This is a genomic window from Clostridium bornimense (assembly GCF_000577895.1).
Taxonomy (GTDB): domain Bacteria; phylum Bacillota; class Clostridia; order Clostridiales; family Clostridiaceae; genus Clostridium_AN; species Clostridium_AN bornimense.
Genome location: NZ_HG917868.1, coordinates 2765469 through 2778636, shown reverse-complemented (window position 1 = coordinate 2778636; position 13168 = coordinate 2765469). Strand labels below are relative to the sequence as shown.

General features: G+C 28.6%; 12 protein-coding genes. 7 read left to right on the top strand and 5 right to left on the bottom strand.

Annotated elements, in window-relative coordinates; genetic code table 11:
- Positions 1–2 precede the first annotated feature (2 nt).
- A complete protein-coding gene (locus CM240_RS12660) occupies positions 3–713 on the top strand; it encodes a 2-phosphosulfolactate phosphatase family protein (RefSeq protein ID WP_044039479.1) in 711 nt (236 codons plus the stop codon).
- 110 nt (positions 714–823) lie between these two features.
- On the opposite strand, the gene CM240_RS17560 is transcribed toward CM240_RS12660, so the two are convergent.
- Complete coding sequence (locus tag CM240_RS17560; RefSeq protein ID WP_156930554.1) at positions 824–976, bottom strand: hypothetical protein; 153 nt, start codon at positions 974–976, stop codon at positions 824–826.
- A gap of 155 nt (positions 977–1131) precedes the next feature.
- Between CM240_RS17560 and CM240_RS12655 the strand changes: the two genes are divergently transcribed.
- Positions 1132–2106: a galactose-1-phosphate uridylyltransferase gene (locus CM240_RS12655; protein WP_051483829.1), complete on the top strand. Its 975-nt coding sequence runs from the start codon at positions 1132–1134 to the stop codon at positions 2104–2106.
- A gap of 289 nt (positions 2107–2395) precedes the next feature.
- Here CM240_RS12655 and CM240_RS17855 read toward each other — a convergent pair whose 3' ends face one another.
- Both CM240_RS17855 and CM240_RS12645 read right to left on the bottom strand, forming a co-directional pair.
- Complete coding sequence (locus tag CM240_RS17855) at positions 2396–3922, bottom strand: MutS-related protein (RefSeq protein ID WP_044039478.1); 1527 nt, start codon at positions 3920–3922, stop codon at positions 2396–2398.
- A 23-nt stretch (positions 3923–3945) separates the two neighbouring features.
- Entirely contained in the window at positions 3946–5121 is a 1176-nt protein-coding gene (locus tag CM240_RS12645) for a class I SAM-dependent rRNA methyltransferase (protein WP_044039477.1), read from the bottom strand.
- Between the two features lie 180 nt (positions 5122–5301).
- On the opposite strand from CM240_RS12645, the gene abc-f reads away from it, so the two are divergent.
- Entirely contained in the window at positions 5302–6858 is a 1557-nt protein-coding gene (abc-f, locus tag CM240_RS12640; RefSeq protein ID WP_044039476.1) for a ribosomal protection-like ABC-F family protein, read from the top strand.
- A gap of 114 nt (positions 6859–6972) precedes the next feature.
- On the opposite strand, the gene CM240_RS12635 is transcribed toward abc-f, so the two are convergent.
- Positions 6973–7275 (bottom strand): spore coat protein, encoded by a 303-nt coding sequence (locus tag CM240_RS12635; RefSeq protein WP_044039475.1) that lies wholly within the window; start codon positions 7273–7275, stop codon positions 6973–6975.
- Position 7276: 1 nt separating this feature from the next.
- The gene (locus CM240_RS12630) at positions 7277–7495 is read right to left on the bottom strand and encodes a hypothetical protein (RefSeq protein WP_044039474.1); all 219 of its coding nucleotides are present in this window, start codon (positions 7493–7495) and stop codon (positions 7277–7279) included.
- Between the two features lie 432 nt (positions 7496–7927).
- On the opposite strand from CM240_RS12630, the gene treP reads away from it, so the two are divergent.
- The 4 genes from treP (at position 7928) to CM240_RS12610 (ending at position 12793) form a co-directional block, all read left to right on the top strand.
- A complete protein-coding gene (gene treP, locus CM240_RS12625; RefSeq protein WP_044039473.1) occupies positions 7928–9334 on the top strand; it encodes a PTS system trehalose-specific EIIBC component in 1407 nt (468 codons plus the stop codon).
- Positions 9335–9421: 87 nt separating this feature from the next.
- Positions 9422–11083 carry an alpha,alpha-phosphotrehalase gene (gene treC / locus CM240_RS12620; RefSeq protein WP_044039472.1) on the top strand — a complete coding sequence of 554 codons (1662 nt, stop codon included), beginning with the start codon at positions 9422–9424 and terminating at the stop codon, positions 11081–11083.
- Positions 11084–11119: 36 nt separating this feature from the next.
- The gene (gene treR, locus CM240_RS12615; protein ID WP_044039471.1) at positions 11120–11836 is read left to right on the top strand and encodes a trehalose operon repressor; all 717 of its coding nucleotides are present in this window, start codon (positions 11120–11122) and stop codon (positions 11834–11836) included.
- A gap of 210 nt (positions 11837–12046) precedes the next feature.
- Positions 12047–12793: a J domain-containing protein gene (locus tag CM240_RS12610; protein WP_044039470.1), complete on the top strand. Its 747-nt coding sequence runs from the start codon at positions 12047–12049 to the stop codon at positions 12791–12793.
- The last annotated feature ends 375 nt before the right edge of the window (positions 12794–13168 follow it).

The following is a 13168-nucleotide window of genomic DNA, read 5'->3' as shown; positions in this document are numbered from 1 at the left end:
ATATGAAGATAGATTTAGTACCATCAGTGGATTTTATTAAAGAGGACAAGCTAATAGGTAAATCTGTAGTTGTGATAGATATGTTAAGAGCAACGAGTGTTATCGTTACTGCAATAAAAAACAACTGTAAAGAAGTTATACCTGTAGTTACAATAGAAGAAGCATTGGCCTTGAAAGATAAAAATGATTGTTTACTGGGAGGAGAAAGGCATGCTATTAAAATAGAAGGTTTTGATTTTTCAAATTCTCCATTAGAATATACTGAGGACAAGGTAGCGGGTAAAATAGTAACTATGACAACATCAAATGGAACACGTGCAATTAAAGGATGTGAAAAAGGGAAAACTTTAATTATGGCAGCAATGATTAACGGAGAAGCAGTAGCTAAAAAACTTGTTGAGATAGGTGACGATGTAGTTATTGTTAATGCTGGAACAGAAGGTGAATTTTCAATAGATGATTTTATATGTGGAGGGCATATAATTAATCACTTATGCAACATGGAAAATGAAACAGAGTTATCTGATATAGCTAAAACAGCATTATTTGTTTATAAAAATAATGATAATGTAGAAGATTATATAAAAGAAGCTAGACATTATAGAAGAATAATGGAATTGGGACTTCAAGATGATTTTATTTATTGTTGTAAGAAGGATATTACAAATGTAGTTCCTGTATATAAAGAGGGAAAAGTATTGAAGAGTGAGTAAGGAATGGTGAAGAGTGAAGAGGTAAAATGAAAATACTTTTTAGCTTTTCACTCTTTACTATTAAAATAGGACTGAAGGATAGTGTTCAGTAATGAGAAACAATTCTTGGATTATAATTCTACTTCATGTCTTTTGAAGTAGTGTCTACCGTCAGGAAGTACAAATTCTAATTGCCAACCGACTAAACTTAATTCATTAATTTTATCTTGAATTTCAGTATCAGATTTTGCAGATAAAGAAATTACTAAATACTCTATATCCATGTGCACACTCCCATTATAAAAATAATATTATATTAATAGCTTCTTTATTTTATGTAAGTTTATTTTATTTATTCTACTGAGGTATTATATTTATTTAACTAAGAAGTAAATAAAGTTTTAGACAAATTAGTATTAAGCTAATGGAGGATAAGAAAATGAAGGTTAAATTTTATAATAGTAATTATAGTTTTGATATGTTAACGGATAAAGAAGTTATATTTTGTAGAGGAAGAGGAAAAAGACCTATAGTTAGTGGGAGAAATATATCAAAAGATCAATGTCCATTTTGTCCTGGATCTGACGAGGTTACGCAGCATACAATTATGGCAATTGGAGATCCTTGGACTATGAGAGTAATAGAAAATAAGTATCCTGCTGTAGCTCCGTTAGATGATGAAAATTTTGTTGTTAGGGGACTTCATTATGTAGTTATAGAAACTAATAATCATTATAAAAAGTTATCTGAATTTGATGAAGAAGAGACTTCACAGTTATTTAATTTATATAAAGCTATGATTAAATATTTAAAGGAATTTAAAGAAATTAAGCATATTCAAATTTTTAAGAATTATAAACGTGAAGCTGGAGCATCTATGGATCATATACATTCTCAAATATTAGCAACTAATAATATACCTAATAAGTACTTAAAAGAAGAGGAAAAGTTGAGAGTGTACAGAGAAGGCACAGGACGATGTATGGTTTGTGATGAAATAAATAATGAAATAAAAGAAAAGGATAGAATAGTGTATAATGGAAAATATTTTTTAGCATACTGTCCTAAGGGATCTATTTTAGCTTATACCGTTAGGATTGTACCTAAAGTTCATACTGAGTCATTAGAAGAATTTCAAGAAGAAGAAATAAGTGAGTTATCATATATATATAATAATGTTATAAAAAGTCTTGATAATATACTTCATGATCCACCAATAAATATATGTTATTACTTTATTAAAGAAAGTAAGTATTATCATTTTTATATAGAATTTTATCCTAGAAAAAATAATATAGCAGGATATGAGCTATCAACAAATATAATGCTAAACCCTGTATGTCCTGAAGATGCAGCATATGAATTATCATGGAATAGTTCAGGTTACAAGTATGAAGGCACAGGGCACAAGTAATGAGGAAATTCCTGCGGAATTTCTGTAATTGTAAGTGGGTTTTAAAGAGGTGTAGAATACTCTGAGAATACAATTTAGAAAGAAAAAGCTATATATAGTGTTATAAAATAAGGGACTTTGTTACATTAGATTTATTTTAAAAATCCTGTAGTAAGTCCCTTAGTATATATAGTTTTTATAAATAAATTGATTCAATAAACACAAAAGAGTACAATTTTCCTGTGCCCTGTGCCCTGTGCCCTGTGCCCTGTGCCCTGTGCCCTGTGCCCTGTGCCCTGTGCCCTGTGCCCTATCTCTTCAATCTTTTATATGTGTCATCGATTATTTCTTTTGGATAGTTTAAAATTTCTAATATTTTTACTGCATTTGAAGAAGGACAAAGTCCCTTTTTTAGCTTATAGTCAAAAGTCATAGATTTATCTTTATTTATTGTTTCAGAGAAGTAATAAAAGCTATAATTTTTAACCATTGATGTTAATTCCATATCATGAGTAGCTACTATAGGAATGCAGTTACTTTTAGATAAGTAATTACAAATAGATGCCGCTGCTGCCACTCTTTCTGTAGGGTTGGTTCCTTTAAATATCTCATCTATTATACAAAGAATAGGAAGTTCATTATTACAGTTTTGAACGATGGTTTGTACTGCTTGAGCTTCTTCTAGATAATAACTTTTTCCAGCTAACATATTATCATTTCTACTAATAGAAGTTAAAATGTTCAGGATAGGAGCTTCATATTTTTTAGCAAAAGCAATACCTACTGTTTGTGATAAAATAACATTTATACCTATACTTCTTAGGAATGTAGATTTACCAGCCATATTTGAGCCTGTAAGAATTAATCCATGATCTTTAATAGTTAGTGAGTTTGATACACAATTTTCTATAAGAGGATTATATAAATCCTCACAGGAGAATATTTTGTTATCAGTAAAGGTTGGAGAGCAAACATAGTTATTTTCTTCGATTTCATATATTGCTAGATTGCTATCTAGTTCACCGATAATTTCTACTAATTCAATTAGCTCTTTATTGTTACGTTCTAAGATATTAGCTATTATGTTATAGGCAAAATATCTAGTACCAAATAGTGTATCTAAAGTTATTACAATAGCACTTTGTTTATTTGGTGTACCTAACCATTTACTTAGAAATGGAATTAAAGAGAATTTTTTATGTATCTCTTGAATTCTTTTTATATCATCAGCAAACTCTGGAGCATTTACATTAGCAAGATCTTCCGCACCAGAAATTACTTTAGCTAAGTATTTTATTAATACTATATTATCAGTATTGTCATCAAAGAATTTACCAGAAAATATTGGATAACTAATTACTGAAAATGCTATTAAGAATAATAGAAATGGATTAACAAAATATAATGCTACAGCTAATATGGTACAGATTAAAGAAATCTTAGACATAATAGATACAGTAGTGGATCTTTTAGGTTTATTAAATACAATATCTGTAAAATTATAGTATCCAATAGTACCGATGTTATCTAATATTTTAGTAAATCTATTTTTCATATTAGAAGATTTTAATTTAGAAATTTTGTTACGCCTTTTTTCTAAATCTTCTTTATTTGTTAAGGGATTTCTTATATTGCTGTATAAGATTTGTTCTCCTAATGATGTTCTAAGGTAAGGACAAAATAATTTCAGATAAACATTATCCATCATTAAGTCCTTGAAGGTTCCCTCGTCTATTGAAGATTCCTTTTTAGACATTTTCAAAAAGTAAGAAGTAAATATTGATTTTCTTTCATGTAACTCTTCTAGCTCTAAGAGAGCTTTAGTATATTCATCCATTATTATTCCTCCCCCAATTAAGTTTAAAGTACTTGGAAAATATAGAATTTTAAATAATAGCTTTCATCATCATTCCAAAGAATTGGATGATCTGGCGCTTGAGTTTTAAATTCTACTTGTCTTAATACTTTACCAGCATCTCTAGCAGCGTCCGCAATAGCTTTTTTAAATAATTCTGGACTCATAAAATGAGAGCAAGAAGCAGTTACAAGATAACCACCGTCTTTGACAACTCTAAGTCCTCTGAAGTTAAGTTTTTTATAACCTTTTTGTGCAGCTTTAATAGTTTCTCTTGATTTTGTGAAAGCTGGTGGGTCTAATATTACAACATCGAACTTTTTACCTTGATGATAGAAGTCATTAAGAGCTTCGAAGGCATCTTCGCAAATAAATTCTACAGTATTTTCTAAGTTGTTTAACTTAGCATTTTCTCTACAGTTATTTACGGCATGCTCTGATATGTCAACGCCAATTACATGTTTTGCACCGGCAATACCAGCATTTAATGCAAAGGAACCAGTATGAGTACAAATATCAATAACTTCTGCATCTTTACATATTTTATGGATAGCTTTTCTATTTTCTTTTTGATCTAAGAAGAAGCCAGTTTTTTGACCATTTTCTATATCCACATGATATTTAACACCATTTTCTTCAATGATTATATTAGTATCAAAAGGTTCAGTTAAGAAACCTTTTGTTAGTTCCATACCTTCTTTTTTTCTCACACTGGCATCGCTTCTTTCATAAACACCTTTTGCACCAAAGTCTTCTACTAAGATGTCAACGATAGTTTGTTTATACTTATCTATTCCAAGAGCTAGTGATTGGATAACATAATAGTCATTAAATTTATCTATGACCATTCCTGGAACGAAGTCAGCTTCGCCAAATAAAAATCTACAACTAGAGGTATCAATTACTTTTTTTCTATAATCCCAAGCAAGGTGTAGTTTGCGTCTAAAGAATTCTTTATCAATTTCTTCATTTATATCTCTAGTTAAAATTCTAATAGTTATTAAAGAAACATCATTTATATATCCTTTACCTATAAATTTGCCTTCATTAGTATATACATCTACGATATCACCATTAGTGTATTCTCCGTCATATCCCATGATTTCACCACTAAATATCCAAGGATGCCCAGCAATGGCTTTTTGACCTTTACCTTTATGTAAATAAAATTTACAGTTCATAAATTTATCCTCCAAAATTATTAATCTTATTATAGTATAACCATCAATAGAGCAAAAAGCATTATTAACTAATAAATAGATTAACAGAACAAATTTCCTTTGACAGAAAACTATTGTATAAATTAAACTATTAGTTAGTGTTACAATAGTAGAAATTATGCGGGACTGTAGGAGGAAAATATGAGTATATTAACAGTAAAAAACATGAGTCATGGTTTTGGAGATAGAGCTATTTTTGAAGATGTATCATTTAGATTATTAAAAGGTGAACATGTAGGGCTTATTGGAGCTAATGGAGAAGGTAAGTCTACATTTATGAGTATAATTACAAGTAAGCTTATGCCTGATGAAGGTAAGGTTATTTGGTCTAATAATGTTAGAGTTGGATATATGGATCAACATGCAGCATTAACTAAGGGACAAAGTATAAGAGAGGCTTTAAGAGATGCATTTAAGTATTTATTTGATTTAGAAGCAGAAATGAATTCTTTATATGAAAAAATGGGTGAAGTTGATGCTGATGAATTAAATAAAATGTTAGAAAGAACTGCTGTTATTCAAGATATGCTTGATAATAATGGATTTTATGTTATAGATGCAAAGGTTGAAGAAGTGGCAAAAGGATTAGGACTTTTGGATTTAGGATTAGATAGAGATGTAGATAATCTATCTGGTGGACAAAGAACAAAGATTCTTTTAGGAAAACTATTACTTCAAACTCCAGATATACTACTTTTAGATGAGCCTACAAACTATCTTGATGAAGAGCATATTGAATGGCTTAAAAGATATCTTCAAAATTATGAAAATGCATTTATTTTAATATCTCATGATATTCCTTTCTTAAACTCTGTAGTTAATTTAATCTATCATGTAGAGGAAAGAAAACTTACAAGATATGTTGGTGATTATTATGAGTTTAAGAGATTATATGAAGAAAACAAAAAAAGATTAGAAGCAGCTTATGAAAAGCAACAAAAGGAAATTGCTAGATTAGAAGATTTCGTAGCAAGAAATAAGGCAAATGTTGCTACATCTAACATGGCTAAATCAAGACAAAAGAAGCTTGATAAGATGGAAAAAATTGAACTTATGAAAGAGAAGCCAAAGCCAGAGTTTAACTTTAAAATGGCAAGAACTTCAGGTAAGTTAATATTCGAAACTAAAGATTTAGTAATAGGTTATGATGAGCCACTTACAAAACCATTAAACCTTCTTCTAGAAAGAGGACAAAAAGTAGCTTTAGTTGGAGCAAATGGTCTTGGGAAATCTACTCTTCTTAAGAGTTTACTTGGTAAAATACAACCAATAAGTGGAGAAGTAGAACTTGGAGAATATCAGCATATAGGATATTTTGAACAAGAAGAAAGAGAAAGTAATTATAATAGTTGCATTGATGAGGTATGGAATGAATTCCCTTCATATAGTCAATATGAAATAAGAGCTGCTCTAGCTAAGTGCGGACTTACAACAAAACAAATTGAGTCAAAGATAGTTGTACTTTCAGGAGGGGAAGCAGCAAAGGTAAGACTTTGTAAAATTCTTAATAATGAAACAAATATATTAATCCTTGACGAACCGACAAACCATCTTGATGTAGAAGCAAAGGATGAATTGAAAAGAGCATTAAAAGAATATAAAGGAACAATACTTTTAGTATGTCACGAACCAGAGTTTTATAGAGATATAGTAACTGAAACTTGGAATTGTGAAGATTGGACTACAAAGGTTGTATAGTTATTTTATAAGATAGAGGAGCTGTTGCTTATGAAAATTCATTCATTATTGCGACAGCTCATCTTGATTAGAATAAAAATTAATTCTATTTACAGATGAGATAGTGTAAAAAAGTTAATCTTTTTTGTTAACTGTATTATTAGCACAATCAAATGCACATTGTAATTGATTAATTAGTGATTCAGATGGCTTTACCCATTGTTTTTTTATGGATAATTCTGTGAGAGCTGCATCACCTTCAAGCATTTGACCTACAGAAGCAGTATAAATAGCCCTAAGCTCTGGAGTTGTGCTTGTTGTTGCTGAATTAAGATAAAGAAGTGCTCCATCTTTTGCAGCAGTTATCATACTCTCAGCTATTAATTTATCATCTATATTAACATTATCTTTGATTAGATCTCCAACTATTTTTATCATTTTAATTTACCTCCTCAGTAGTTAATATATTATTTTCATTTATAAATTTAATAAGCCCATTTATTCTACCTTCAGTAGCTAAGATGCTTGCTTCTGATTGTCTTTTCAAATCTTCATCAGTGATTATAGTGTCTAAAGCCCTTTGCATTTTAAGACCATCACCTTCTGCTTTTAATATTGCTGTTAAAGATAAAATTTCAGCTTGTGAAATTTGTTTCATAATATCACTTCCTTTATAAAATGTATCAATATAGAATAGTATTTCCTATTAAAAATAAGTTATTCTATAAATTGTGTTTTAGAGTTATTATTGTAGATAAATAAGTTACTTCAAAAAAGTATTAGTTTTAATTGAAAAATATTAACATACAGAAGTGAAAAGTACGTATTCATTATATTGTATTGATAAATACATAAGGTATTTTAATAGTTCTACAAAAAGAGTTAGTGTAAAAGCTAACTCTTTTTTATATATCAATAGTAACAGCCAAATGACTAAATATTATTCTAACCAATATTTTACTTTATTTTTATAAAAATTAATATGTTATGAAAACTATTTCAAAAAAGTATTGACAAACATATACGTACAAGTTATTATTGTAACGTAATATAAGTTATACGTACATGTTTGAACTAAGGAGGAAGAGAGATGGGAAAATACATTGATGACTCAAAAAAGTTACTTGAGTATGTAGGTGGAAGAGAAAATATTTCAGCTGTGACTCATTGTGTAACACGTATGAGATTTGTATTAAAAGATACATCTAAGGCGGATAAAGAACAAATTGAAAAACTTAAATCAGTAAAGGGTACATTTATCCAAGCTGGGCAATTTCAAGTAATAATAGGTAATACAGTAACAGATTTCTACAATGATTTTGTAAAGGTTTCCGGTGTTGAAGGAATAAGTAAAGAAGAGGTAAAAGATGCAGCAAAATCAAATATGTCATTTATACAAAAATTAATGGCAAATCTAGCTGAAATATTTTCACCACTTATTCCAGCTATTATTGTTGGCGGACTAATATTAGGTTTTAGAAATATAATTGGTGACATTAAATTTTTTGAGAATGGAACTAAGTCTTTAATTGAAATATCACAATTTTGGTCAGGAACACATAGCTTTTTATGGTTAATTGGTGAAGCTATATTCCACTTCTTACCTGTAGGAATTACATGGGCAATAACTAAGAAGATGGGAACAACTCAAATATTAGGTATAGTATTAGGGATTACATTAGTATCACCACAACTTTTAAATGCTTATTCAGTAGCAGAAGGTACAGTAGCTCCAGTATGGGATTTTGGATTTGCAAAAGTAAATATGATAGGGTACCAAGCACAAGTTATACCAGCAATATTAGCAGGGTTCTTACTTGTATATCTTGAGAGATTCTTTAGAAGAATTTCACCAGCATCAATATCAATGATAATAGTACCATTCTTTGCACTAGTACCAACAGTAATTATAGCACATACAGTATTAGGACCAATTGGCTGGACTATTGGATCATGGATTTCTAATGTAGTTTATTCAGGATTAACATCATCATTTAGTTGGATATTTGCAGGAATATTTGGATTTGTATATGCTCCATTAGTTATTACTGGATTACATCATATGACAACAGCAATTGATCTTCAATTAATGTCTCAAGTAGGTGGAACATTATTATGGCCAATGATTGCTTTATCTAATATAGCTCAAGGGTCAGCAGTTCTTGCAATGATATATTTACAAAGAAAGAATGAAGAAGAAAAGCAAGTTTCAATACCAGCATGTATTTCAGCATATTTAGGTGTAACAGAGCCAGCGTTATTTGGTATTAATTTAAAATATGGTTTCCCATTTATTTGTGGAATGATAGGATCTGGTATAGCTGCTATTGTTTCAGTTGGATCTGGAGTTATGGCAAATGCTGTAGGAATCGGAGGACTTCCAGGAATACTTTCAATTCAACCACAACATATGTTAATGTTTGCGGTAACAATGGGCATAGCGATAGTTGTACCATTTGTATTAACAGTTATAGTTGGTAAAAAGAAATTAAGTTAAAATAAATTGAAATGGATAATATATATAAATAATTTTTGATTATTTATTATATTATCCTTTCTTGCTAAGAAAAAGGAGATAAATAAGATGAAAGATTTTAAGGAAAGTGTAGTTTATCAGATATATCCAAAATCATTTAATGATTCAAATGGTGATGGAATTGGGGATTTAAGAGGAGTAATAGAAAAGTTAGATTATTTAAAGGAATTAGGAGTAGATTATATATGGTTAACACCATTTTATACATCACCACAAAATGATAATGGATATGATATAGCTGATTATTACAATATAGATCCAATATTTGGAGATATCAGTGATTTTGAGGAACTTGTAATAGAAGCTAATGAGCGAAATATTGATATAATGCTAGATATGGTATTTAATCACACATCAACGGAGCATCAATGGTTTAAAAATGCATTAAAGGGAGATAAAAAGTATAAAGATTTTTATATATTTAAGGAAGGTAAAGATGGAAAGGAACCAACTAATTGGATTTCTAAATTTGGTGGTTCAGCATGGAAATATGTAGAAGAATTTGATGAGTATTATTTACATTTATTTGATGTTACTCAAGGAGATTTAAATTGGGAAAACAGTGAAGTTAGAGATGAAATATTTAAAGTGGCTAACTTTTGGTTAGATAAGGGTGTAAAAGGGTTTAGATTAGATGTAATAAACCTTATATCAAAACCAGAAAATTTTGAAGATGATAATATAGGTGATGGTAGAAGATTTTATACTGATGGTCCTAATATTCATACTTATTTGAAAGAACTTAATAAAAATACTTTTGGTAAGTATGAAGATATAATAACAGTTGGAGAAATGTCATCAACATCTATAGATAATTGTATTAAATATTCAAATCCAGATGAAAAAGAGCTTTCAATGGTATTTAATTTTCATCATTTAAAAGTTGACTATGAAAATGGAGATAAATGGACTTTAATAGATTTTGATTTTATGATGCTTAAAAAGATATTCAAAGACTGGCAAGAAGGCATGGAAAGCGGAAAAGGTTGGAGTGCAGTATTTTGGTGCAATCATGATCAGCCAAGAGCATTATCAAGATTTGGTGATGATAAGAAATATCATAATGAAAGTGCTAAGATGTTAGCAACAACTATTCATATGATGAGAGGTACTCCATATATTTATCAAGGTGAGGAGTTCGGTATGACCAATCCTTATTTTGATAGTATAGATAAGTATAGGGATGTTGAGTCGATAAATTATTATAATATATTGAAAGATCAAGGTGAATCTGAGGAGAGAATTTTAGAAATATTAAAGTCTAAATCTAGAGATAATGCAAGAACGCCTATTCAATGGAACAATAGTGAAAATGCAGGATTTACAAAGGGAACTCCGTGGATACCAGTAGGAAAATCTTATAAAGAGATAAATGCAGAAAATGCACTTAAGGATAAAAATTCTATATTCTATCATTATAAAAAACTAATATCATTAAGGAAAGAATATGATGTAATTTCAAAAGGAAGCTTTAAGATGATATTAGAAGATAGCAATAAAGTTTTTGGATATACTAGAAATTATGAAAATAAGACTTTAGTTGTACTGAATAATTTTTATGGAGAAGAAATAAAGATAGATACTCCATCACAATTATTAGACAATAATAATGCTAAAGTATTAATATCTAATTATTCTTATGAGAATAAAGTAACTAATGAAATCACTCTTAGACCATATGAATCAGTAGTCTATTATATTGAGAAATAGTACATTCATATGATAGAATTACTATGGTGATATAAAGTGGATAAAAAATATTTGAAAATGTATAACATTATAGTAAATAAAATAGAAAATAGAGATTATCAAACAAATGATAAGTTACCTTCAGAAAAAGAGTTAATGAATCAATATAGTGTATCAAGAGATACTGTGAGAAAAGCTTTAAATATGTTGGAGCAAAATGGATATATACAAAAAAGTAAAGGAAAAGGTTCTTTTGTATTAGATATAAATAAATTTAATTTTCCATCATCAGGAGTAGTAAGTTTTAAGGAACTTGCTGAAAAATATAGTAGTAATATAGAGACTTTTGTTGAGGTATTAGAATGTATATATCCAAATAAAAATATAGCAAAAGGTTTAGAAACAAGTGAAAGTGAAAAAACATGGAAAGTTGTTAGAACAAGATCTTTTGATGGAGAAAAAGTAATATTGGATAAAGATTATATTCTTAAGAAGTTTGTGGATGAACTTACATATGACGTGTGTAAGGATTCCTTATATGAATATATAGAAAATGTATTAGGATTAAAAATCGCATATGCAAAAAGAGAGATAACAGTTCAAAATGCCACTGAGGAAGATAAGAAATATCTAGATATGAAAGGTTTTGAGATGATAGTAGTAGTAAGAAGTTATACATATCTAGATGATACAAGTTTATTTCAATATACTGAATCAAGGCATAGACCAGATAAGTTTATATTTGTGGATTTTGCAAGAAGGCATCAATGTTAATAGTATATATTTAATCTTTAGAAAATGAAGAATTATGGGATAGTTGAGGGGAATGGACACTTAAAGTTATATAGTAACAAATGTAAAAAGTTAGTATGAACAATACTAACTTTTTATTATAGAAAAATATTTATAGTGATATTTTCATATAATCTTTAAAAGTAGATGATATAATAGGCTTTAAATAAAATACATCATGGAGATGAACATATGGAAAATTATAAAATTTTAGGTATTGATGAAAGTGCATCAATGGAGGAAGTTAGAAGAGCATATGAGAATAAGGTAAAAGAATATAGTGAAAATATAAAAGATGAAAAACGAGCAAAAGCATTTATTAAGGTATTTGATAAGGCATATGAAGAGATAATGTTAGAAAGAGCAAGACATCAATATCAGCAAACAATGGTTATGAATATTAAAGAAGTTGATTCAAGGCAGAATTCAAAGAATTTAGATAGAGATAATAATGAAGAATATGAAGAAGAATCTACAGCTACGAAAAGAAAGAAGAAATCATCTTCAAGAAATGTGAAAAGTAAAAACCAAAATAATAAAAATAAATCTAAGAATAATGATAAAAGTAAAGAAGAAAAAAGAAATAATTCTAGAAAAGAAGAATCTAAAAAGAAAAAAGAATCATCTTCAGTAAGCGAATTAATTAAGTTACCACTAAAAATTGTATTATTACCAATAGTGGCTTTATTATCTTTAGTTATATTTTTATGTAAGATAGTAAGTTTAATATCATGGATTGCATCCAAAGTTGTAATGATTGCAGCAATAGCGGCATCTGCTATTCATGGATATCAAATCTATATTGGACATGCTATTCAGTATAAGATATTTATAATAAGTGGTATAGGATTTATAGTAGCATTATTTTTACCAATTGTGCTAAATACAATGATATCTATATTAGAAAGTGTTAATAATATATTAAAAAAGTTTGTTTAGTTTCAATGAAATAAGATGCTGTTGCACGGAAGGTGTAGCAGCTTTTTTAGTAAGTTTGATAAAATCGAACCGTGAGTTATATTCACATATTTCTATTTATTAAAAATAATCGTCGTGAATGTAAAAAAAGAGATCGTGAATGTAAAAAATATAGATAAAATTACAAATGAGATTAAAAAAATACACTATAAGTAAAATTGTAGAAATTAGTATGGAATGTTTTGTATAATAAAGTCATGGAAAGCAAAGAATATATTTAGGTAAAAAGATTTAAGGAGAAATGAAAATGGATATTAAACTTTTAAAAAAATATATGAATGTTTGTAAAGAATATGGTTTTGAACCAAGCTTTGAAGATTTAAATAAATTTAAAAC

Bases quoted from the DNA above. Each gene is read 5' to 3' on its own strand.
- CM240_RS12630 (WP_044039474.1), bottom strand. From the start codon at position 7,495: ATGAAACAAATTTCACAAGCTGAAATTTTATCTTTAACAGCAATATTA.
- CM240_RS12645 (WP_044039477.1), bottom strand. From the start codon at position 5,121: ATGAACTGTAAATTTTATTTACATAAAGGTAAAGGTCAAAAAGCCATT.
- CM240_RS17560 (WP_156930554.1), bottom strand. From the start codon at position 976: ATGGATATAGAGTATTTAGTAATTTCTTTATCTGCAAAATCTGATACT.
- CM240_RS12610 (WP_044039470.1), top strand. From the start codon at position 12,047: ATGGAAAATTATAAAATTTTAGGTATTGATGAAAGTGCATCAATGGAG.
- treC (WP_044039472.1), top strand. From the start codon at position 9,422: ATGAAAGATTTTAAGGAAAGTGTAGTTTATCAGATATATCCAAAATCA.
- treP (WP_044039473.1), top strand. From the start codon at position 7,928: ATGGGAAAATACATTGATGACTCAAAAAAGTTACTTGAGTATGTAGGT.
- CM240_RS12635 (WP_044039475.1), bottom strand. From the start codon at position 7,275: ATGATAAAAATAGTTGGAGATCTAATCAAAGATAATGTTAATATAGAT.
- abc-f (WP_044039476.1), top strand. From the start codon at position 5,302: ATGAGTATATTAACAGTAAAAAACATGAGTCATGGTTTTGGAGATAGA.
- CM240_RS17855 (WP_044039478.1), bottom strand. From the start codon at position 3,922: ATGGATGAATATACTAAAGCTCTCTTAGAGCTAGAAGAGTTACATGAA.
- CM240_RS12655 (WP_051483829.1), top strand. From the start codon at position 1,132: ATGAAGGTTAAATTTTATAATAGTAATTATAGTTTTGATATGTTAACG.
- CM240_RS12660 (WP_044039479.1), top strand. From the start codon at position 3: ATGAAGATAGATTTAGTACCATCAGTGGATTTTATTAAAGAGGACAAG.